The sequence below is a fragment of the Methylobacterium platani genome, from assembly GCF_001653715.1.
GTDB classification, from domain to species: domain Bacteria; phylum Pseudomonadota; class Alphaproteobacteria; order Rhizobiales; family Beijerinckiaceae; genus Methylobacterium; species Methylobacterium platani.
The window spans coordinates 39,359-59,217 of sequence record NZ_LWHQ01000004.1; the positions used below are offsets into that span (position 1 = coordinate 39,359).

General features: G+C 73.8%; 18 protein-coding genes. 4 read left to right on the top strand and 14 right to left on the bottom strand.

Going from position 1 to position 19,859, the window contains the following annotated elements:
* Window positions 1-38: 38 nt before the first annotated feature.
* From fliI to A5481_RS01085, 4 genes are all read right to left on the bottom strand, one after another.
* On the bottom strand, window positions 39-1,367 hold the full coding sequence (gene fliI, locus A5481_RS01070; RefSeq protein WP_064503726.1) for a flagellar protein export ATPase FliI: 1,329 nt from the start codon (window positions 1,365-1,367) through the stop codon (window positions 39-41).
* A gap of 3 nt (window positions 1,368-1,370) precedes the next feature.
* On the bottom strand, window positions 1,371-2,099 hold the full coding sequence (gene flgF, locus A5481_RS01075) for a flagellar basal-body rod protein FlgF (RefSeq protein WP_048437636.1): 729 nt from the start codon (window positions 2,097-2,099) through the stop codon (window positions 1,371-1,373).
* Window positions 2,100-2,106: 7 nt separating this feature from the next.
* Window positions 2,107-3,330: a DUF1217 domain-containing protein gene (locus tag A5481_RS01080; protein WP_048437637.1), complete on the bottom strand. Its 1,224-nt coding sequence runs from the start codon at window positions 3,328-3,330 to the stop codon at window positions 2,107-2,109.
* Between the two features lie 154 nt (window positions 3,331-3,484).
* Window positions 3,485-4,084 (bottom strand): hypothetical protein, encoded by a 600-nt coding sequence (locus A5481_RS01085; RefSeq protein WP_245298611.1) that lies wholly within the window; start codon window positions 4,082-4,084, stop codon window positions 3,485-3,487.
* A gap of 208 nt (window positions 4,085-4,292) precedes the next feature.
* On the opposite strand from A5481_RS01085, the gene A5481_RS01090 reads away from it, so the two are divergent.
* Complete coding sequence (locus tag A5481_RS01090; protein WP_156655604.1) at window positions 4,293-4,628, top strand: PilZ domain-containing protein; 336 nt, start codon at window positions 4,293-4,295, stop codon at window positions 4,626-4,628.
* A gap of 82 nt (window positions 4,629-4,710) precedes the next feature.
* Here the strand turns inward: A5481_RS01090 and A5481_RS01095 are convergent, their stop codons facing one another.
* The 3 genes from A5481_RS01095 to A5481_RS01105 form a co-directional block, all read right to left on the bottom strand.
* The gene (locus A5481_RS01095; protein ID WP_064503727.1) at window positions 4,711-5,880 is read right to left on the bottom strand and encodes a M20 aminoacylase family protein; all 1,170 of its coding nucleotides are present in this window, start codon (window positions 5,878-5,880) and stop codon (window positions 4,711-4,713) included.
* A gap of 169 nt (window positions 5,881-6,049) precedes the next feature.
* Entirely contained in the window at window positions 6,050-7,411 is a 1,362-nt protein-coding gene (locus A5481_RS01100; RefSeq protein ID WP_053082414.1) for a serine hydrolase domain-containing protein, read from the bottom strand.
* Between the two features lie 84 nt (window positions 7,412-7,495).
* Window positions 7,496-8,716 (bottom strand): GNAT family N-acetyltransferase, encoded by a 1,221-nt coding sequence (locus tag A5481_RS01105; protein WP_048434860.1) that lies wholly within the window; start codon window positions 8,714-8,716, stop codon window positions 7,496-7,498.
* Window positions 8,717-8,960: 244 nt separating this feature from the next.
* Here A5481_RS01105 and A5481_RS01110 point away from each other — a divergent pair, with 244 nt between their 5' ends.
* Window positions 8,961-9,296 carry a hypothetical protein gene (locus A5481_RS01110; RefSeq protein WP_048434869.1) on the top strand — a complete coding sequence of 112 codons (336 nt, stop codon included), beginning with the start codon at window positions 8,961-8,963 and terminating at the stop codon, window positions 9,294-9,296.
* A gap of 6 nt (window positions 9,297-9,302) precedes the next feature.
* Here A5481_RS01110 and A5481_RS01115 read toward each other — a convergent pair whose 3' ends face one another.
* On the bottom strand, window positions 9,303-10,709 hold the full coding sequence (locus A5481_RS01115) for a polysaccharide biosynthesis/export family protein (protein ID WP_053082415.1): 1,407 nt from the start codon (window positions 10,707-10,709) through the stop codon (window positions 9,303-9,305).
* A 305-nt stretch (window positions 10,710-11,014) separates the two neighbouring features.
* Between A5481_RS01115 and A5481_RS01120 the strand changes: the two genes are divergently transcribed.
* Window positions 11,015-11,893 (top strand): exopolysaccharide biosynthesis polyprenyl glycosylphosphotransferase, encoded by an 879-nt coding sequence (locus tag A5481_RS01120; RefSeq protein ID WP_245238917.1) that lies wholly within the window; start codon window positions 11,015-11,017, stop codon window positions 11,891-11,893.
* 108 nt (window positions 11,894-12,001) lie between these two features.
* Window positions 12,002-13,222, top strand: coding sequence for a glycosyltransferase family 2 protein (locus tag A5481_RS01125; RefSeq protein WP_048434861.1), 1,221 nt, complete (start codon window positions 12,002-12,004; stop codon window positions 13,220-13,222).
* A 426-nt stretch (window positions 13,223-13,648) separates the two neighbouring features.
* On the opposite strand, the gene A5481_RS01130 is transcribed toward A5481_RS01125, so the two are convergent.
* The 6 genes from A5481_RS01130 to A5481_RS01155 form a co-directional block, all read right to left on the bottom strand.
* On the bottom strand, window positions 13,649-14,794 hold the full coding sequence (locus A5481_RS01130) for an enolase C-terminal domain-like protein (protein ID WP_048434862.1): 1,146 nt from the start codon (window positions 14,792-14,794) through the stop codon (window positions 13,649-13,651).
* Window positions 14,791-15,552, bottom strand: a complete 762-nt coding sequence (locus A5481_RS01135) for an SDR family NAD(P)-dependent oxidoreductase (protein ID WP_048434863.1) — start codon at window positions 15,550-15,552, stop codon at window positions 14,791-14,793. The genes A5481_RS01130 and A5481_RS01135 overlap by 4 nt, the downstream gene beginning before the upstream one ends.
* Window positions 15,549-16,355, bottom strand: a complete 807-nt coding sequence (locus tag A5481_RS01140; protein WP_048434864.1) for an amino acid ABC transporter ATP-binding protein — start codon at window positions 16,353-16,355, stop codon at window positions 15,549-15,551. Before A5481_RS01140 ends, A5481_RS01135 begins: the two co-directional genes overlap by 4 nt.
* 8 nt (window positions 16,356-16,363) lie before the next feature.
* Window positions 16,364-17,026 carry an amino acid ABC transporter permease gene (locus tag A5481_RS01145; protein ID WP_048434865.1) on the bottom strand — a complete coding sequence of 221 codons (663 nt, stop codon included), beginning with the start codon at window positions 17,024-17,026 and terminating at the stop codon, window positions 16,364-16,366.
* A 42-nt stretch (window positions 17,027-17,068) separates the two neighbouring features.
* A complete protein-coding gene (locus tag A5481_RS01150) occupies window positions 17,069-17,920 on the bottom strand; it encodes a transporter substrate-binding domain-containing protein (RefSeq protein ID WP_048434866.1) in 852 nt (283 codons plus the stop codon).
* A 386-nt stretch (window positions 17,921-18,306) separates the two neighbouring features.
* A complete protein-coding gene (locus tag A5481_RS01155; RefSeq protein ID WP_048434867.1) occupies window positions 18,307-19,608 on the bottom strand; it encodes an NAD(P)/FAD-dependent oxidoreductase in 1,302 nt (433 codons plus the stop codon).
* Between the last annotated feature and the right edge of the window lie 251 nt (window positions 19,609-19,859).

A 19,859-nucleotide genomic window follows, 5' to 3' on the forward strand; every position in this document is an offset into this window, starting at 1 on the left:
CGAACCGGGTGTCGGGGGGCGCGGCGGGATCACGGTGTTCACCCCCGCAGGCTCTGGGCGAGCTCGAGGAACGCATCCTGGCTCGGCGGCTGGCCCGGATCCTGGCGCAGGGCGTCGTAGATCCGCGGCACCAGGGCGATGGCCTGGTCGAGCTCGGCGTCGGTCCCGGCCCGGTAGCCGCCCATCAGGCGCAGGTCCCGGGTCTCCTCGAAGCGGGCCATCATCGCCCTGAGCTTGCGGATCAGGTCGCGCTGCTCGGGCGTCCAGACCTCGGTGGCGAGCCGCGAGATCGAGCCCAGGAGGTCGACCGCCGGGTAGCGGCCCTGCTCGGCGATGGCACGGTCGAGGACGACGTGGCCGTCGAGGGTGCCGCGGATGCTGTCGGCGACGGGATCGTTGTGGTCGTCGCCGTCGACGAGGACCGAGAACACGCCCGTGATGGTGCCGGTCCCCTCGAGCCCGGGGCCGGCCCGCTCGAGCAGGCGCGGCAGGTCGGAGAAGACGCTCGGCGGGTAGCCGCGGGCCACCGCCGGCTCGCCCGCCGCCAGCGCCACGTCGCGGGCGGCGTGGGCGTAGCGGGTCACCGAATCGACGATCAGGAGCACCGATTCGCCGCGATCGCGGAACGCCTCGGCCACCGCGAGGGCGGCCCGCGGCGCCTGGCGGCGCATCATCGGGCTCTCGTCGCCGGTCGAGACCACCACTACGGCGCGGGCCCGGCTCGGCGCGAGCGGGCCTTCGAGGAACTCGCGCACCTCGCGCCCGCGCTCGCCCACCAGGGCGACGACGACGCTGTCGAACCCCTCCGCGCCCGCCAGCATGGCGAGCAGGGTCGACTTGCCGACGCCGGAGCCGGCGAAGATGCCGATGCGCTGGCCGGCGCAGAGCGGGGTGAAGAGGTCGAGGGCCCGCACGCCGGTGCGCAGGGGGGCGCGCACCCGGGCGCGCCCGAGCGCCGCCGGCGGGTCGGCGTCGAGGGGGGCGGCGCGCTCGCCGGCGCCGAGGGGTCCGGCGCCGTCCACCGGGCGCCCGAGGGCGTCGATGACCCGGCCCTTCCAGCTCGGGTCCGGCCGCAGCTCCGCCGGGCCGAGCCGGTGGGCGATCGTGCCGATCCCGGCCTCGATGCGGCTCTCGTAGGCCTTGAGCGTCGCGCCCTCGGCGTCGACGCGGACGATCTCGCCGACCTGGGTCCGGCCCTGGGCCGAGAAGCTCATCCGGTCGCCGAGGCGCACGAAGGGGGCGACCCCGCCGATCCGGCAGGCGCTCGCCGTCACCTCGCGGATCGGCCCGCCGACCCGCACCAGGGCGCCGTCCCGGCCGGCGGCCGCCATCGCCTCGGCGAGGCGCGCGATCGGATCGGCGCCCATGCGTCAGCTCCCCTGCGGCGAGAGCGACTTCACGGCGCTCTGGAGCGAGGATTCGGCCTCGGCGCTCGCCGTCGCGGCGCTCTCGAAGGCGCGCTGGATGGTGATGAGCTTCGTCATCTCCATGATCGGGTTGACGTTCGATCCCTCGACGAAGCCCTGGACGACGCCGATCCCGGAGAAGTCCTGCACCGGCTTGGCTGCCACGCTCGGGGTCACGGCGTTGCCCGGCGCCCGGGTCAGCGTCGCCGCCTTGTCGATCGTGAACAGGCCGAGGGCCCCGACCTGGTTGGTGCCCTGGTAGATGCTGCCGTCGCGCCCGATCGTCGGCGGGCCCTGTTGCGGATCGAGGAGGAGGGGCGCGCCGCCCGGATCGAGCACCGGCTGGCCGGTGAGGTTGCGCAGCTGCCCGGTCGCATCCATCGTCAGGCGGCCGTCGCGGGTATAGGCCGGGCCGGACTTGCCCCCGATCGACAGCCAGGCATCGCCCTGCACGGCGACGTCGAGGGGCGAATCGGTCTTGGTGATCGGGCCGGAGGCCCGCGACAGGTAGGTGTCGCCCGAGCTCACGAAGGCCACCGCCCCCTTGGTCGCCTGGGCGAGCAGGGCGGAGAACTTCGTCTCCTCGGCGCGGAAGCCCGCGGTCGCCATGTTGGCGACGTTGTTGGCGGTGGTGGTCAGGCGCTTGTCGAGGGCGACCTGGGCCGAGAGGTTGACGTAGAGGCTGTTCTGCATCGCCGCCTCACGCCTGGCCGTTGCTGAACAGCGCCAGGATCGGATCCGTGGCGGTGTTGTTCTGCGCGTCCCAGATCGCCGCGAAGCGCCGGGCGAAGGCCTCGACCTTGGCCGGGTCCTGGAAGCTCGCGAAGTCGACCTTGCTGCCGATCAGGGCCACGCGCTGGGTCAGGGCGTCGCTGGTCGTGGCGCTGCTCGTCGCCGGCAGGCCGATCACCGTGTTGACGACCTGGGTCAGGGCGGCATCGCCCAGGATGTCGTAGCCGCTCGAGAGCGTCGGCGCCTTGCGGGCGAAGTAGAGGGCGAGGCGCACGCCGGTATCCTCGGCGCCGGCATCCGCCTCCAGGCTCTGCTGCAGGTAGGCGTCGACCACGCTCTTGACGTTGACGTCGGGGGCGAGGTCGGTGCCGTTGCCGATATCGACCGGGCTCTGCCCGGGCCCGGACAGGACGGCGTTGCTCACCGTCAGGGTACGGGCCTTGCCGCCGGCGAGGTAGACCGTGTCGGCGTTCACGCCGTCGCCCCCCGGCGCGCCGTCGAAGCCGAGATCGGTGTAGCCGGTGGTCTCGAAGAACAGGCTGCCGTCGACGCCGATGCCGACCTGCACCTTGCCCATCAGCCCGTCGGCGCCCGACGCCGCGATCTGCGCGTTGATCGCCGTGCCGATCTCGATCGGGGTGACGTTGGCGAGGTCCGCGACCTTGCCGGCGAGGCTCGCCTTGTTGAGGACGATGGTGGCGCTCTTCGTCGTGCTCGCGTCGACCTGCGACGAGAGCGTGAAGCTCGCCTCGCCGGTGCCGGAGAAGTCGTAGGAATCGGCGAGCGCGACCGGGAGCGAGAGCCGCGCGGCGCCGGCCGCGACCTGGCTCGATTCCGTCAATACCGGATCGGTGCCGGTCGCGGTGGCCTCCTGCGTGAAGTCGAAGGCCTTGGCGAAGGCGACGTAGCGGTCGTCGGCGAGCCGGTTGGCGAAGGCGCTCGAATCGGTCGTGCCCTCGGTCAGGACCTTGCGCATGAACGCCTTGGCGTAGCCCATGTCCTCGAGGCCGAAGGCCTTGACGGCGTAGTTGTAGAGCCGCTGGTCGGCCATCAGGTCGTCGACCGACTTCACCTTGCCGATATTGGCCTGGTAATACGCGGTCTCGCGGGCCACGGTCGGCTCGGCGGCCTTGCGCTGCAGCGAGGTCGCGAGATTCCGCGACAGGAGCACGTAGCTCGTCAGGGTGGTCACGGCGTCAGGTCTCCGGCCCGTCGGTCCGATGCGTCCTGCCGCAGCGGCGCGAGGCCCCGAATGGTCCCCCGCTCTAGGCGGCCACCCTTGCTCCAGGCTTGCCGCGGCCTGCTCCAGGCTTGCAGCGGCCCGCTCCGGGCTTGCAGCGGCGCGCTCACAGCGGGGTCGGCCCGATGATGGTCTCGGTGGTGATGACGATCCAGCCGGCGCCGGTGCTGCGGATCGACAGCACCCGGCCGGCCCCCGGCAGGGCGGAGCCGACGCCGACCTGATGCAGGCCGTCGCGGCCCTCGACCACGGCCTGGCCGGCGGAGGCGCGCCGCAGGGCGTAGCCGGAGAGCGGCGGGCCCGCGGGCGCGGGCCGGGCCTCGACCGCGGACGGCGCTGCCTCGCCGGCCGCCTGGAGCCCGGCGGCATCGGACGCGGCGGGGCGGACGGGGGCGGGCGCGTCCGGCAGCGAGCCGGTCACCAGCGGGTCGAGGTCGACCTCCGGGGCGCGCCCGTCCGCGACGCTCCGCTGCCAGGCGAAGGGTCCGAACGAGGCCGGCAGCACCGCCCGCACGTCGTAGGGCCGGGTGGGCTGCGACAGGGTGTACCCGGCAAAGCCCGTGGCGGTGAGCGCCAGCAGGATGGCGGCGCCGAACACGCCTCGCTCGGCCGCCGCCTCGCGGGCCCGGCGGCGGGCGATCAGGCCGGCGATCGGGCTCTCCGGGGGGAGGGCGGGGCGCTTCGGTTTGGCCGGGGCAGCGGGCATGGCCGGGATCGGTCGCGTGGTTGATATGGCTAACGAGACATGAAGGAACAGCCTTGACGGAAGGTTAATGCGGCCGGCCGGTCTCATGACGCCGCGCCTTCGGACGGGCGCGTTCGACGGCGCGAGCGCATGACGTCCGGGTTTTCCCCTCGGCGGGAAATGCCGTAAGCGTTGCCGCACGGGCGCGGGGGCCCGCGGCGGGGAGCCCATGATCGATCGTCCGGAGACCGACCTGCCGCGGGAGGCCGGCGGCACGGCGGAGGGCGGCCCGGAAGGGCGGCCGATCCCGCGCGCGGGCCGGCGCCGCCGCGTGTTCCAGCAGGGGCGGATCGTGATCGGCGCCGATCGCCTGGTCGCCTGCGAGGTCACCGACGTCTCGGCCGCGGGCGCACGCCTGCGCGTTCCCGCGCGGATCGTCCTGCCGGAGAGCTTCTCCCTCGTCATCGCCGCCCACGACCTGCGCACGGTCGCGGCGCGCCTGCGCTGGCGCCGGGGCGACTTCGCCGGGGTGACGTTCGAGGGGCCGGCCCCGCTCCTCGGCTGAGCGCCGGGGTCGCGGCGCCCGGCGGATCACGCCGCCGGACGCCGCCGGTCCACGCCGCGAGGCGGAGCCGACCCGGCTCCGGTCAGCCGGCCGCCGCGGCCGAGCGGCGCTCGACCAGCCGGGCGAAATACGCCGCGCCGAGCGGGATGATCGCGTCGTCGAAGTCGAAGGCCGCGTTGTGCAGGTTCGCGCCGGCCTTGCCGCCGAGCCAGGCATAGGCGCCCGGCACCGCGTGCAGCATGTCGGCGAAATCCTCGCTGCCCATCTTGGGCTCCGGCGCGGTATCGACCTTGGCCGTACCGAACAGCTCGGTGGCGATCTCGGCGGCGGCCCGGCTCTGCGCCTCGCTGTTGCGCAGGACCGAGAAGATGTCGCGGATCTCGACCGTGATCTCGGCCCCGAAGGTCGTCGCGACGCCGGCGCAGATCTCGCGCATGCGCTTGCCGACGAGGGCCCGGATGTCGTCGTCGAAGGTGCGGATCGTGCCGGCGAGGTGGGCCTCCTCCGGGATCACGTTGTAGGCCGCGCCCGCATGGACCTGGGTGATCGACAGCACCGCCGATTGCAGCGGGTCGGCGTTGCGGCTGACGATGGTCTGGAGCGCCTGGACCAGGGCGGATTGGATCACCACCGGGTCGATGCCGCGGTTCGGCTGCGCCCCGTGGGCGCCGCGCCCGACGATGCGGATGTCGAAGAAGTCGGCCGCCGCCATCGCCGCGCCGGCCCGCACCGAGAGCTCGCCGGTCCGCCCGCTCGGGTTGTTGTGCAGGCCGTAGACCTCGTCGCAGGGGAAGCGCGCGAACAGCCCGTCGGCCAGCATCGCGCGGGCGCCGCCCAGGCCTTCCTCCGCGGGCTGGAAGATGAACACCGCCGTGCCGTCGAAGTCGCGGGTCTCGGCGAGGTACTTGGCGGCGCCCAGCAGCATCGTGGTGTGGCCGTCATGGCCGCAGGCGTGCATCTTGCCCGGCACCGTCGAGCGATAGGGCAGGTTCGTCGCCTCCTCGATCGGCAGGGCGTCCATGTCGGCCCGCAGGCCGATGCGCCGCTCGCTGGTGCCGCGGCCCTTCAGGATGCCGACGACGCCGGTGCGGCCGACCTCGCGATGCACCTCGATCCCCCAGGAGGCGAGCTTGTCCGCCACGATGCCGGAGGTGCGCACCTCCTCGAAGCCGAGCTCGGGGTGGGCGTGCAGGTCGCGCCGGATGGCGGTGAGCGCGTCGAGGTCGGCGGAGATGCGGTCGATCGGGGACATGCGGCGGGGACGCTCCGGACGGGGGCCAGGGGGATGGGGGCCAAGGGCGCGCGCGCTCCGGGCCGGACGGAGGGCATCCTCCGGTGCCGCTCCGCCCGTGTCCAGGGGCGCGGATGCATGGCCTCCCGCGCCCCCGGGCGCTCAATGCCTCTCCCGCGCCCCCGGGCGCTCAATCGGCGATGGCGCCGTAGACGAGCTGCTTGATCTCGCGCCGGTAGAAGGCCCGGCTCGGGCCCGGCGCCTGGGTCATCATCACCACCGCCAGATCCTCCTTGGGATCGACCCAGAAGAACGTGCCGGCATAGCCCGCCCACATGAACTCGCCCCGGGAGCCCGGCACGCCGGCGATGCCGGCCTCCTTGCGCACCATGAAGCCGAGACCGAAGGTATAGCCGGGCACGCCCATCAGCAGCTCGCCGGGGCTGACCGCCGGCTTGATCCGGTCGCCGAGATGGTCGGCGGTCATCAGCTCGACGCTGGTGCGGCTCAGCACCCGGGCGCCGTCGAGGCTGCCGCCGTCGAGCATGGCCTGCGCGAAGCGCAGGTAATCGGCGGCGGTGCCGTAGCCGCCGGCGCCGCCGGAATCGTTCTTCGGCGCCGCGCCGTCGATCAGCCGGTTCGGCGCGCCGGTGGCGGGATCGGTCGGCAGGGCCTGGGCGATCCGCCCGGCCTTGTCGGCCGGGACCGAGAAGCCGGTCTCGCCCATCTTGAGCGGCCGCAGGACCCGGTCCGAGAGGTAGTCGCCGAGGCGCCGGCCGGACGCCTTCTCGACGACGCGGCCGAGCACGTCGACGGCGAGGCTGTACTGCCAGACCGTTCCGGGCTGGTAGGCGAGCGGCGCGGCCGCGATCCGGGCCGTGAACTCCTCCGGGGTGAGGTCGGTGGTGTTGTAGTCGAAATCGAGCTTGAACAGGCCGGCCTTGGCGTAGGCCGCCTTCACCGCCGGGTTCGTGGTGATCTCGCCGTAGGCGAGCCCGGCGGTGTGGCGCAGGAGGTCCTGCACCGTCGGCGCGCGCTCGGCCGGCACGAGGTCCGATGCCGCCTCGCCGAGCGCGTTGGGCCGGCTTTGCGCCACCTTCAGGTCCTTGAACTCCGGCAGGTACTTCGACACCGGATCGGTGAGCTGGAGGCGGCCCTCCTCCATCAGCGCCATCGCGGCGACGGAGGTCAGCGGCTTCGTCATCGAGTAGATGCGGAAGATCGCGTCCGTCTGAAGCGGCGCGTCCGCGCCCTTGTCGCGGAAGCCGACGCTCTCCGCGTAGGCGAGGCGGCCGTGCCGGGCGATCATCACCACGGCGCCGGGCAGGCGCCCGGCCGCCACCTCCTCCTCCATGACCCGTTTGATGCGGCCGAGCCGCTCGGAGGACAATCCGACCTCCTCGGGCCGGGCCGGCGCCAGGGCCTCGCCCCCGCGCGGCCGCAGGGCCTGATCGGCGTATCCCGGGGTGGCGAGGCCCGCGAAGGCGAGCCCGACGCAACCCAGCAGGAACCGGCGGGACGCGCGCCCGCGCCCTCCCTCACTCGTCCGCATGACGTTTCGCTCCCGAACCGGGGTCTCTTGCCGGGCCCCGTGGGACGAGCGTAGCGGCCTGGGCGCCGGGGCGCTACGGCGCCGTCAGTCCTCGCCCTTCCGGAACGGCGTCGCCTCGTCGAGGGCGTCCGCCGCCGCCTCGACGTGGCGGGCCTCGCGGGCGAGGTAATCGGCGATCGCCGCGCGCAAGGACGGATCGGCGATGTCGTGGACCGAGTGGGTGATGACCGGGCGGTAGCCGCGGGCGAGCTTGTGCTCGCCTTGCGCGCCGGCCTCGACCCGGGCGAGGCCGTGCCGGATCGCGAAGTCGATCGCCTGGTAGTAGCAGACCTCGAAATGCAGGAACGGATGGTCCTCGATGCAGCCCCAGTTGCGGCCGTAGAGGGCGCGGTCGCCGATCAGGTTGATGGCGCCCGCCACGTACTGCCCCTCGCGCCGGGCCATCACCAGCAGGATGCGCTCGGGCATCCGCCCGCCGATCAGCGAGAAGAAGCGCCGGTTGAGGTAGGGCCGGCCCCACTTGCGCGAGCCGGTATCCATGTAGAAGCGGTAGAAGGCGTCCCAGTGCGCCTCCGTCAGGTCCGAGCCGGTGACCCACTCGATGGTGAGCCCGGCGGCGAGGGCGTCGCGCCGCTCGCGCTTGATCGCCTTGCGCTTGCGCGAGGCCAGCGCCGCGAGGAAGTCGTCGAAGGTGGCGTAGCCGGCGTTGTCCCAGTGGAACTGCTGGTCGACCCGCCGCAGGAAGCCGAGTTCGCCCGCCCGCTCGGCCTCGGTCTCGGGCAGGAAGGTCGCGTGGATCGAGGAGGCCTCGACCTGCTTGCGCAGGGCCCGCAGGCCCGCGACGAGGGCGGCGGTCGCCTCCTCGGGATCCTCGCCCGGGGCGATCAGGAAGCGCGGACCCGTGACCGGGGTGAACGGCACGCTGACCTGGAGCTTCGGGTAGTAGCGGCCGCCGGCGCGCTCGAAGGCGTCGGCCCAGCCGTGGTCGAACACGTACTCGCCCTGCGAATGGGATTTCAGGTAGCAGGGCGCGTAGCCGATCACCCGGCCGTCGCGCTCGGCGGCGACGTGCAGCGGCAGCCAGCCGGTGCGGCCGCCGACGCAGCCGGCCTCCTCGAGCGCCGACAGGAAGGCATGGCTGACGAAGGGGTTGTGGCTCTCGCCAGCCCCCGCCAGCGATTCGGCCGAGAGGGCGCAGCGGTCCCAGTCGGCCGCCGCGATCTCGGAGAGGCGCTGGACGACGCGGACCTGCAAGGTGCCCGCCGCCGGGGTGGCGCCGCACCCTGCTTCGCCGGTCTGTTCCATGGCTCCGGGAGTTAGGTCGCGGGCCCGGCCTCGGCAATGCGGCGCGGCCTCGCAGGGGGCGAGGCCTGATGGCGGCGCGGCCTCGCAGGGGCGAAGCCTGGTGGCGGCGCGGCCTCGCGGGGGCGAGGCCTGGTGGCGGCGCGGTCTCGCCGGCGCCGGCGCCCGGGAACCGTCGAGGCGCTTTGCCGCTTTGTTTCTCGCCATGATCGACGACAGCACGACGCGCCCGCGCGTCCCCACCGCGATGCCTTCTCATCCGAACGGGACTCCGAACCCGCTGGCGCAGGCCTGGGACGCCCGGATCGCCCGGCTGCTCGAACTTCTGCCCCGGCGGGTGGGCGACGCCATCGCTTGGCTGCGGGCGCCCTCCCGCCGCTGGGTGCGGATCCCGGCGGCCCTGCTGCTGATCCTCGGCGGCTTCCTGGCGGTCCTGCCGGTCTTCGGCCTGTGGATGCTGCCGCTCGGCCTCGCGCTCCTCAGCGAGGACCTGCCCGGCATGAAGCCGTCGCTGGAGCGCGCGGCCCGCTGGCTCGAGGACAAGTGGCACCGGGCGGTCGCGTGGTGGCGCCGCCGCGGGTGAGGTCCGTCAGTTCAGCGAGGTCATCGCCCCGGTCCGCGGCGCGCTCGGCCACGACACCGCCGGCAGGTCGGCGTTGGGCAGCTCGATGCTGACCGCGTCGCCCGGCATCAGGGGGGTGTTCTCCTCGCCGCCGATCTCCTGCGCGCTCGCGCCGATCTGGCGGGTGATGCGGTAGGTCGGCCTGGCGCGCCGGGCCTGGGTGCGCTCGGTGAGGTAGCGCGGGGCGGAGACCTCGGCCTCGATGATCAGCCGCTCGGCCACCTCCATCCGGGGCTTCAGCTGCTCGAGCTGGCGCTGGGTGTCGCGCATCTCGCCCGTGACCTCGGTGGCGCGCCGGCTGCGCATCTCGATGATCGACAGGTCGGCGCGCGAGATCGCCTCGCGGGCGCGCAGCAGGTCGGTCGTGGTGCGCAGCTTCTCGCTCTCCATCTGGGCCATCGAGCGGCCGGCCGCGACGGTGCGCTGCTGGGTGGCGAGGCCGCGCTCGGCGAGCTGCTCGTTGCTGCGGATCTCGGTGGCGATCAGCTTGATCTGGGTGTCGATGGTGGCGAGCTGGCCGTTGAGCGCGTCGATCTGCTGGCGCAGGAAGCGCTTGAGGTCCTCGATCGCGTCGACCTGGGTCGCCAGCGCCTTGCGGCGGACCTCGAAGATCGAGACCTCGCGCTCGATCAGCGCCTGGAGGCCGGGATCCGGGCGCGCGGCGAGGTCCTTCGGGAACTCGACCTTCGGCTTGTCGTCGCGCTCGGCGGCGAAGCGCACGAGGCGGATCGTGAGCTGGTCGCGATCCTTCTGCAGGCTGGCGAGCTCGCCCCGCGCGGTGATCGCGTCGCGCTCCAGGCGCAGCAGGCCGCCGTCGGTCACCCGCGGCGGTCCGCCCGCCAGCGCCACCGCCTTGCCGACGGTGAGCCCCGGCCGGAAGGCGTACTCCCCCGGCTTGTCGACCGCGCCGCTGATGTAGAACGGCCGGTAGGCCGCGATCTCGACCGCGGTGTCGGGAGCGTCGGCCAGCTCCATGCGGTCGCGCAGGCGCCGGCCCACCAGCCGGCCGACCTCCCGGGTCGGCAGCCCGGCGACCGGAATGTCGCCGATGATCGGCAGCGACAGGGTGCCGTCCGCCCCGATGGTGAACTCGTCGTTGAGCGCCGTCCAGGCGAAGACCTCGTCGCGGCTCGCGCGCCACTCGAACACCCGGAGCCGGATGCGGTCGAGCGGCCCGAGGGCGTAGCCGGCCGGGCCCGCGGCGACGGACGATGCGGGCGCGGACGAGGAGGCGGCAGCGGGAACGGCGGCGGACGGGGCCGGGGGCGCACCGGCCGCGGCGGCCGGCAGGCCCATCGCGCCCGCCGACAGGCAGCCGGCGCCGACGAGGAGCCCGCGCCGGAGGGAGGCGGGGAGACTTTGTGCTGCTCGCATGCGGGTCTGAAGCCTTCTCGTCCCGGAGGAGAGCGCCAGCCTCGGCCGTCGGCCGGCGCGGCGCAGCCTCCCAATAAGCGGTAGCCGCCACACCGCCGCCCGCGCCTTGCTCCTCCGATCCGGCATCACGTTCGTCGATCCGGGTGAAATGCTCTGTGATCGAAGGGGGTAGATCAAATGTAAGCGGCGTATATCTCGGTGATATTGTGGTGAAATTGACCTCGGGGCTGTGGCTCTGCCTATCGTTAACCGCTCGTTAACGGTGGAGACGGCGAATGGCTCGTGGAGCACGACCGCAATCCCGCGTGGGTGGCGGCCCCTCCCGCTTGGGTGGCGGGCTCGGCGGCGATGAGGACCGGGAAGGTGCCCTCGGTGCCGCCCTGTCCGGCTCGGGTCTCGCCGGTGCAAGTCTCGCTGGTGCAAGTCTCGCCGGCGCAAGTCTCGCCGGGGCCGGCCTCGCGGGCGCGAGCCTCGCCGGCGCGGCTCCTGCCGGCGGCGGCGGCCTCGCCGTTCTGCTCGCTCCGGGGCTGGTGTCCGAGGCGGGCGCGGCACCTGTCGCCCGGGCCCGGCCGGCGCTCGCGCCCCGGAGCGGGGCCGGGCCGGCGCTCAAGCGCACCGTCGATCTCGTCGGCGCCGGCCTCGGCCTCCTCGTGCTGCTGCCGCTGATCCTCGCCATCGCGGTGCTGATCAAGTGGGATTCGCCCGGCCCGGTGCTGTTCCGCCAGAACCGCATCGGGCTCGGCAACCGGCCGTTCCGGGTCTGGAAGTTCCGCACCATGACCTGCTGCGAGAACGGCGCGGTGGTCCGGCAGGCGCAGCGCGACGACCCGCGGGTGACCCGCCTCGGCCGGATCCTGCGCCGCACCAGCCTCGACGAGCTGCCCCAGCTGGTGAACGTGCTCCTCGGCTCGATGTCGCTCGTCGGGCCGCGCCCGCACGCGGTTGCGCACGACGCGCAGTTCGCCGGATCGGTCGCCCGCTACGCCGAGCGGCACGCGGTGCGCCCGGGCATCACCGGCTGGGCCCAGGTGCGGGGCTGCCGCGGCGAGACGCCGAACGCCGCCTCGATGCAGCGTCGGGTCGATCTCGACCTCGCCTATATCGAGCACTGGTCGCTCGCGCTCGACCTCCTCATCCTGGTCCTGACCCTGCGCGAGGTCTTCCGCTCGCAGGCCGCCTACTGAGCGTCGTCCCGCCCCGGCCGCGCGGCCGGGGGCGGTCCTCCTTGCCCGCCGAGCCTTTGCCCGCCGAGCCTTTGCCCGCGGATCCCGCCGCCGAGGATTCCTCCCCCGATGGTCTTGCTCACTCTGCTGCTCTGCGCCTTGGCGCTCGCCGGCGCGGTCCCGGTCCTCGTCCTCGCCGCCCAGGTGCTGGCGTCGCTTCCGCCCTTGCGCCCGACCCCCGTCACCGGCCGCCGCCCGTCGCTCGCGATCCTGGTCCCGGCCCACGACGAGGCCGCCCTGATCGCCGGCACGGTCGCGACCTTGCGCGCCGGCCTCGCACCGGGCGACCGGCTGCTGGTGGTGGCCGACAATTGCGGCGATGCCACCGCCGCCGCCGCCCGGGCCGCCGGGGCGGAGGTGGTGGAGCGCCACGATCCCGCCCGGCGCGGCAAGGGCTACGCCCTCGATTTCGGCTACCGGCACCTCGCCGCGACCGGCCTGCCCGAGACCCTCGTGGTGATCGACGCCGATTGCGCCGTGGCGCCGGCCGACCTCGACCGCCTCGTGCGCCGCAGCGCCGCCCTCGACGGGCCGGTCCAGGCGGCCTACCGCCTCGATCCGCCGCCGCAGGCCTCGTCCTCCACCTTGCGCCTCGCGACCTTCGCGACGCTGCTCAAGCAGATCGGCCGGCCCCTCGGCGCGCATCGGCTCGGCTGGCCCTGCAACATCTCCGGCACCGGCTTCGCGATGCCGGCGCGGCTCCTCGGCCCGGCCGAGCAGGCGAACGGGCCGTCCCTGGCGAGCGGGCATCTGGCCGAGGATCTCAAGCTCGGCCTCGACCTCGCGCTCGCCGGCCATCCGACCCGCTTCTGCCCGGAAGCCCTGGTGGTGAGCGTGCTGCCCGTCGGTGCGGCGGCGCGGCAGTCGCAGCAGACCCGCTGGGAGCACGGCCACCTCTCGCTGATCCTGCCCTATGCCGGCGCGCTCGCCCGGGCGGCCCTGCGCCGGGGCGACCTGCGGCTTCTGGCGATCGCCCTCGACCTCTGCGTGCTGCCCCTGGTGACGCTCGGACTCGTCGAGATCGCGCTCCTGGCGCTCGGCCTCGCGGGATGGGGCCTCGGCGCCGGGCCCTGGCCGCTCGCGATCGCCGGCACCGGTGTGGCCGTCCTCGGCCTCGCCTTCGGCCTCGCGGCATCGCGCTGGGGCGGCGGCCTCCTGCGCTGGCAGGACCTGTGGGCCCTGCCGCGCCTCGTCCTCGGTAAGGCCGGGATCCTCGCCCGCTTCGCCGGGCGGCGCCAGACCGAGTGGGTCCGGACCGAGCGCGCCGGGGAGGAGCCCTCGGCCGGGTAGGGCGGGGCCCGCGGCGAGCGGGCCCGGGGCAGGAGGAGGCGGGGCGGCCGTTCAGCGCGCCGCCTCTTCCGACGACGTCTCCTCCGGCATCGGAAGGCCGAGGATCCGCCTCCACACCGTCTGCGAGGCGCCGCCGGCCTCGGACCGGCTCGGCACGGATTACGACGCCGCCGGCCGCATCACGCCCGAACGGCTCGTCGCCCACACCCCGGCGGCGGAGGCGACCTACCGTCTCTGCGGCCCCAAGCTCTGCGGCCCCGAGCTCTGCTGACCTAAACCGTTCCTCGCCAGCCTCGTCCCCGGCCTCGCCCGCTCCGGCGTACCGCAGGCCCGGATCCGGTACGAGTTCTTCGGGCCGGCGGACGAGCGGGAGGAGGAGCGCCGGGCGGCGTGAGGGCGATCCCCGCGCGGTGACGGGGGCGCCCCTCACGCCTCCGCCAGCACCCGCGCGTTCTCCCGGATCGCCGCCTCGCTCACCGCGATCCCGAGCCCCGGCCCCTGCGGCACCACGACCGCGCCGGCCTCGACCGGGACGCGCGCCTCCAGCACGTCCTCGGTCAGGACGTGGTGGGGCATGTAGAACTCGCAGCCGAGGGAGATGCCGGGGGTCGCGGCGATGAGCTGGGTGCCGGCGGCGAGCGCGATGCCGCCCTCCCACAGGGTGCCGCCGTAGCCCGGCAGCCCGGCGGTCTCGGCGATCGCCATCAGGGCCTGCGCCTTCAGCATCCCGCCGCACTTCATCAGCTTGACCGAGACCGCGTCGGCGGCCCGGCGCCGCACCACCTCGAGGGCGTCGGCGGCGTCGAAGCAGCTCTCGTCGGCGAGGATCGGGGTGTCGAGGGCGGCGGTGAGCGCCGTCATCGCGTCGAGGTGGCGGCGGGCCACCGGCTGCTCGATGAAGGTCGGCCGGAAGGCCTCGACGTCGCGCAGGGTGCGCAGCGCCCCGAACGGCGCGAGCGCCTGGTTGTAATCGACCCTGAGGTCGATGCCCTCGCCGAAGGCCGCCCGCATGGCCTCGAGATGGCGCAAGTCCTCGGCGTGGCTCTTCACCCCGGTCTTCACCTTGAACAGGCGGTGGCCTTCAGCCGTCATGGCGTGCATGCGGGCGAGGTCGGCCTCGAAATCCGGGTCGGCGATCGAGAACGAGAGCGGGATCGTGTCCCGCACCCGGCCGCCGAGCAGCTCGGCCACCGGGAGGCCCGCGGCGCGGCCGAGGATGTCGAACAGCGCCATCTCGACCGCCGCCTTGGCGTCGGTATGTCCCGTCAGCGCCCGGTCGAGATCGGCGGCGAGCGCCCGCACGCCCTTCGCCGACCGGCCGAGGATCAGCGGGCGCAGGTAGATGTCCAGCGCCGCGAAGGCGCCCTCGGCGGTGCCGGTGAACACCTCCCAGGGGGCGGCCTCGCCCCAGCCGACGAGGCCCTCGCGGGTGGTGAGGCGCAGGAGCACCCGCTTCACCGTGCCCTTGACGTCGCCGACGCCCTGGCGGCGGGCCATCCGGATCGGGCTCTCGATCAGGACGACGCGCAGATGCTCGACGACGAGCGGATCGGTGATCGCATGCCGGCTCATGTGAGCCCTCCATCGACGTGGACGACCTGGCCGGTGACGTAGGAGGCGGCCGGCGAGGCCAGGAAGGCGACGACGCCCGCGACCTCCGCCGGATCAGCCCGGCGCCCGAGGGGAATGGCGGCTTCGAGCGTCGCGATCGCGTCGTCCGAAAGCGCGCCGCCGCGGCCCGGATCCTTCCGGGTCAGGCCCGGCGCCACGGCGTTGACCGTGACGCCGTCCGGGGCGAACTCGCGGGCGAGGCTGCGTACCAGCGCTTCCAGCGCAGCCCGGCCGGCGGCCGAGGCCGCGAACAGCCCGAGATCGGCCCGGTAGAGATGGGCGACGTAGGACGACACCGCGACGAGGCGGGGCGCGTCGCCCGCCCGCAGCAGCGGCGAGGCGGCCTGCGCGAGGCGCAGGAACGACTCGGCCGAGACGGAGAGCGCGCCCGCGAGGTCGGCCGGATCGAGCGCGAGGGCGCCCCCGCGCAGGGCCTTGCCGGCGGCGGCCACCACCGCGTCGAGGCGCCAGAAGGTGTCGGCGGCGAGCCGCACGCCGCGCGGGCCGGTCTCCGGGTCGGCGAGGTCGCCGAGAAAGGTCGCGACCGCGGCACCCCGCCCGCGGGCCTCGTCCGCCACCGCGTCGAGGCCCACGGCGTTGCGGCCGCTATGGAGCACGAGGCCGTGGCCGGGCCCGGCGAGGGCGAGCGCCGTGGCCCGGCCGATGCCGCTGCCCGCCCCCGTCACCAGGGTCACCCGGGTCGCGGTGCCCCGGCTCATGGGGCGGCCGCCTCGCCGCGGCGGTGGAAATGGGCCAGGAAGGCCCGGGTGTCGGGGTGCCGCGGCGCGTCGATCAGGCTGCGGGCCGGGCCTTCCTCGACCACGACGCCGTCGCGCAGGAACACCACCCGGTCGGCGACCTCGCGGGCGAAGGCGATCTCGTGGGTGACGATCACCATGGTCATGCCGTCGGCGGCGAGCGCCCGCATCACGCCGAGGACCTCGCCGACGAGTTCCGGGTCGAGGGCCGAGGTCGCCTCGTCGAACAGCATCACGTCGGGCTCCATGGCGAGCGCGCGGGCGATGGCGACGCGCTGCTTCTGCCCGCCGGAGAGGCGGCTCGGATACTGCTCCGCCTTGTCGGCGAGGCCGACCTTGGCGAGCAGCGCCCGGCCTTGCGCCTCGGCCTCGGCCTTCGGCCGCCGCCGCACCGTGACCGGCCCCTCCATCACGTTCTGCAGCGCGGTCAGGTGCGGAAACAGGTTGAAGTGCTGGAACACCATGCCGGTCCCGGCGCGGAACCGCGCCAGGGCCTTGGTCCCAGGCAGCCTCGCGCCGGGGCCGAACCGGAAGGCGTCGCCCCCGACCCGGACCTCGCCGGCATCCGGCACCACCAGGAGGTTGATGCAGCGCAGCAGCGTCGACTTGCCCGAGCCCGACGGCCCGATCAACGCCACCACGCCGCCCGCCGGGACGGTCAGCGACACGTCCTTGAGCACCGCGTGGCCGCCGAAGCTCTTGGCGAGATGCGCGATCGCGATCTTCGGCGCGGGGCCGGAGGGAGGGCCGGATGTCTCTGCCATGTCGGGACTCAATCGCTGGTGGCGAGGCGCTTCTCGCCCCGGCGCACGATCCAGGTGAGCGGGTACAAAGCCGCGAAGTAGAGGACCGCCACGAGGGTGTAGATCTCGAGCGGCCGGTAACTGTCGTGGGCCGCGACCTGGCCCTGGTAGAGCAGGTCCGGCACCGCCAGCACCGAGACCAGCGAGGTGTTCTTGAACTGGATGATCGACTGGTTCATCAGCGGCGGCACCATGCGCTTGAGCGCCTGGGGCAGGATGATCCGGCGCAGGCTCTGGGCCGGGGTCATGCCGAGGGCCGCCGCCGCCTCGCCCTGGCCGCGGTCGATCGACACGATGCCGCCGCGGATGATCTCGGCGTAGAACGAGCCGCCGTAGAGCGACAGCGCCAGCACCGACGCGCCGATCGCCGAGATCTCGATGCCCGACAGGATCGGCAGGGCGTAGTAGAACCACACCAGCTGCACCAGGAGCGGGGTGCAGCGGAAGACCTCGATGTAGGCGTTGGCGAGCCAGCGCAGGGGCGCGAAGCGCGACAGCTTGGCGAGGCCGGCCGCCAGCCCGACCAGGAGCCCGATCAGCACGATCGCGACCGTGAAGGCCGCGGTGACGCCGAGCCCCTGGACGAACAGCCAGCGGTAGGTCCAGAGCGAGCCGAAATCCCAGGTATACATCTCAGACCCGATCCCATCCGGCCGCGTCGCGCCCCCGGCGGCTCACAGCGAGACGCCGGCCGGCATGTCGGCCTCGGTGACGCCGACGAGCTCCATGTTCGACACGATGGTCTGGCGGATGAAGCCGAGGCCCTTGTTGTAGTCGATCCAGGTGTTGACGAAATCGCGCAGCGTCTTGTCGCGCTCGCGCCGGAACCCGGCATTCGAGGTGGTGGCGAAGACCGGGTTCGGCACCACGAGCTGGCCCAGCGCCGGGTTCTTCTTCAGCACGGTCAGCGCCAGCATCAGGATCAGGCACTGCGCGTCGACCCGTCCGGTCGAGAGCGCCAGCGTCGCCTCGTCGGCGGACTTGAAGCGCACGATCTGCGCCTTCGGGCACAGCCTTGTCACCACCGCGTCGTGCGAGGAGCCGACATCGACCGCGAGCTTGACGTCCGGGTTGTTCAGCTCGGCCCAGGTCTTCGCCGCAAAGCCCTTCTTGGCGATCACCGTGAAGGCGTTGCTGAAGACCGGGACCGAGAAATCGACCACCAGGGCCCGCTTCGGGGTCGGGTTGAGGCCGAAGAACATGTCGATCTTGTTGGCCTGGAGGTCGAGCACCGAGTTGCCCCAGGTGGTCTCGGACAGCTCCAGCTCGGCCTCGAGCTCGGCGGCGAGCGCCTTCGCCATGTCGACGTAGAAGCCGCGCCACTGCCCGGTGGCGATGTCCTTCTGATAGTACGGCGCCCCGCCGGCCACCGCCGCGGTGCGCAGCTTCCTGGTGCGCCGGATCCGGTCGAAGGCGCTCTCGGTCGCGTCCTGCGCGACCGCGGGAGCGGCGATCAGGGAGGCGGCGGCTCCCGCCACGAGGGGGGCGGCCCCGAACAGGCCTGCGAGCGATCGGCGCGACAGCATCGTGACAAACTCCTTCTCGGGCGTCTCCCCGCGGTCGCGCTTAGCACGTGGCGGGCCAGAGGGAAGAGCCACGCGGGCGGCCGCGGTTTAATCCACGCAAGTGTGCCGTCGCGTCCCCTGCCGGAGGAGGCAATGTTCACCGGGCGACGCGGAAATCGAGGCAGGATGAGCGCGAGGTCGCGCGTGACACGCGACGTCGTCCGGGACGTGCCGTGGCCGGGAACCCGACATTCGGCACCGCGGACGATGCAGAGCGGAGGGGACCGCCTTCCGATTGCTTCGTCGACGTCAGCGGTCATGGATCCCCGGTTCCGCTGCGCGGGCCCGGGATGACGACCGGGAGGTCATCAAGACGATGCAGGAACGCCACCCGTCCCGGTCTGCCCCTACGGCACGGCGCGCCCCGGAAACCGCGCCTCGGCGAGATGCACCGCCTGCGCCCCGGCCTCGTAGGCGAGTTCCCGCACGGCCCGGAAGCCGATCGGCACCGGCGCCGTGACCGGCAGCGGCAGCGCGTCTTCGGTGATCCGGCCGGCGACGAGGTCGGCGAGCACGCCGCCGAAGGCGGTGCCGGGCGCGATGCCGCGGCCGTTATAGCCGCTGAACCCCACGACGTTGCGGGCTAGGCGGTGGAAGCGCGGCAGGGCATCGGCCGTCATGCCGATCCGGCCGTACCACTCGGCCTCGAACGGCACGTCGCCGGCCTGGGGAAACAGCGCCTTCAGGGTGCGTCGCGCCCAGGCCCGGTGCACCGCGGCGCCGGTGCCGCGCAAAGCCCCGACGCTGCCGAGGACGAGGCGGCCGGCGGCGTCGAGACGGAACGAGGTCAGCACCGGCTTCGTGTCCCAGGCGCCCTGGCGCCCGGGCAGGATCGTGCCGCGCAGGTTGTCGGAGAGCGGCGCGGTCGCGATGTTGAAGTAGGGCAGGTGGGCGATCTCGGCCCGGATCTCCGGCCACGGCGCCCGCGTGTAGGCGTTGGTGGCGACGACGACCCAATCGGCATCGACGCGGCCGCCCGGGGTGGTCAGGCGCCAGCGCGTGCCCGCCTCGGCGACGCCGAGGACCGGGCTGCCGGCATGGATCGCCGCGCCGGCCGCCAGCGCCGCGCGGGCGAGGCCGCGCGCGTAGGCGAGCGGCTGGATCGTGCCGGCGCGCTCGTCGAGGAGCGCGCCCGCGTAGGCCCGCGCGCCGGTGGCCCGGGCGGTCTCCGCCGCGTCGAGGAGGCGGACCGGCGCCCCGCGGGCCTGCCACTGCCGGGCCCGGTCCGCGAGGTCCGACAGGCCCTTCGCCCCGACCGCGCAGTGCAGCGTGCCGGTGTCTTGCGCCTCGCAGGCGATGGCGTGCTCGGCGATCAGGTCGAAGACGCGCCGCGGCGCGGTGCCGAGCAGCGACAGCAGCCGCTCGCCGCGCTCCGGGCCGAGGGCGGCCGGCACGAGGTCGGGCTTCACCCACAGCCCCGCATTGACGAGGCCGACATTGCGCCCCGAGCCGCCGAACCCGACCGTCTCGCCCTCCAGCACCGCGACCCGGGCGCCCGCCTTGGCGAGGTGGAGCGCCGCCGAGAGGCCGGTATAGCCGGCCCCCACCACCGCCACGTCGACGGTCGCGTCGCTCCGCAGCGGCGGCGCGTCGGGTGCGGGCGGGGCGGTCCTCGCCCAGAGGCCGTGCGAGCGGGGATCGGTGGTCACGGGGTGCGGGGTCCTTGAATCGGGACCGCACCATGCCCGATCGCCCGGGCCGGCGCCACGGCTGGCCGCGGCGCACGCCTGGGCTAAGCAGACTTGCGTTGGCAGGCCACACGGTACACGACACGAGCTCCGTGGCCCAGCGGTCGGCCTCGCGGCCCATCGTTGGCCGACCCCCTTTCCCGGACGACTGAAGCGTCAGCGGAAGAAGATCCGGGATCCAGCATGACACGTCGCGAAGCGTCCGCCTGTCT

What these genes read in the sequence shown, in the direction of transcription:
- A5481_RS01140 (WP_048434864.1), bottom strand. Translation starts at nt 16,355, where the DNA reads ATGGCAGAGACATCCGGCCCTCCCTCCGGCCCCGCGCCGAAGATCGCG.
- A5481_RS01130 (WP_048434862.1), bottom strand. Translation starts at nt 14,794, where the DNA reads ATGAGCCGGCATGCGATCACCGATCCGCTCGTCGTCGAGCATCTGCGC.
- A5481_RS01110 (WP_048434869.1), top strand. Translation starts at nt 8,961, where the DNA reads ATGCCTTCTCATCCGAACGGGACTCCGAACCCGCTGGCGCAGGCCTGG.
- fliI (WP_064503726.1), bottom strand. Translation starts at nt 1,367, where the DNA reads ATGGGCGCCGATCCGATCGCGCGCCTCGCCGAGGCGATGGCGGCCGCC.
- A5481_RS01135 (WP_048434863.1), bottom strand. Translation starts at nt 15,552, where the DNA reads ATGAGCCGGGGCACCGCGACCCGGGTGACCCTGGTGACGGGGGCGGGC.
- A5481_RS01115 (WP_053082415.1), bottom strand. Translation starts at nt 10,709, where the DNA reads ATGCGAGCAGCACAAAGTCTCCCCGCCTCCCTCCGGCGCGGGCTCCTC.
- A5481_RS01150 (WP_048434866.1), bottom strand. Translation starts at nt 17,920, where the DNA reads ATGCTGTCGCGCCGATCGCTCGCAGGCCTGTTCGGGGCCGCCCCCCTC.
- A5481_RS01090 (WP_156655604.1), top strand. Translation starts at nt 4,293, where the DNA reads ATGATCGATCGTCCGGAGACCGACCTGCCGCGGGAGGCCGGCGGCACG.
- flgF (WP_048437636.1), bottom strand. Translation starts at nt 2,099, where the DNA reads ATGCAGAACAGCCTCTACGTCAACCTCTCGGCCCAGGTCGCCCTCGAC.
- A5481_RS01125 (WP_048434861.1), top strand. Translation starts at nt 12,002, where the DNA reads ATGGTCTTGCTCACTCTGCTGCTCTGCGCCTTGGCGCTCGCCGGCGCG.
- A5481_RS01085 (WP_245298611.1), bottom strand. Translation starts at nt 4,084, where the DNA reads ATGCCCGCTGCCCCGGCCAAACCGAAGCGCCCCGCCCTCCCCCCGGAG.
- A5481_RS01145 (WP_048434865.1), bottom strand. Translation starts at nt 17,026, where the DNA reads ATGTATACCTGGGATTTCGGCTCGCTCTGGACCTACCGCTGGCTGTTC.
- A5481_RS01095 (WP_064503727.1), bottom strand. Translation starts at nt 5,880, where the DNA reads ATGTCCCCGATCGACCGCATCTCCGCCGACCTCGACGCGCTCACCGCC.
- A5481_RS01100 (WP_053082414.1), bottom strand. Translation starts at nt 7,411, where the DNA reads ATGCGGACGAGTGAGGGAGGGCGCGGGCGCGCGTCCCGCCGGTTCCTG.
- A5481_RS01105 (WP_048434860.1), bottom strand. Translation starts at nt 8,716, where the DNA reads ATGGAACAGACCGGCGAAGCAGGGTGCGGCGCCACCCCGGCGGCGGGC.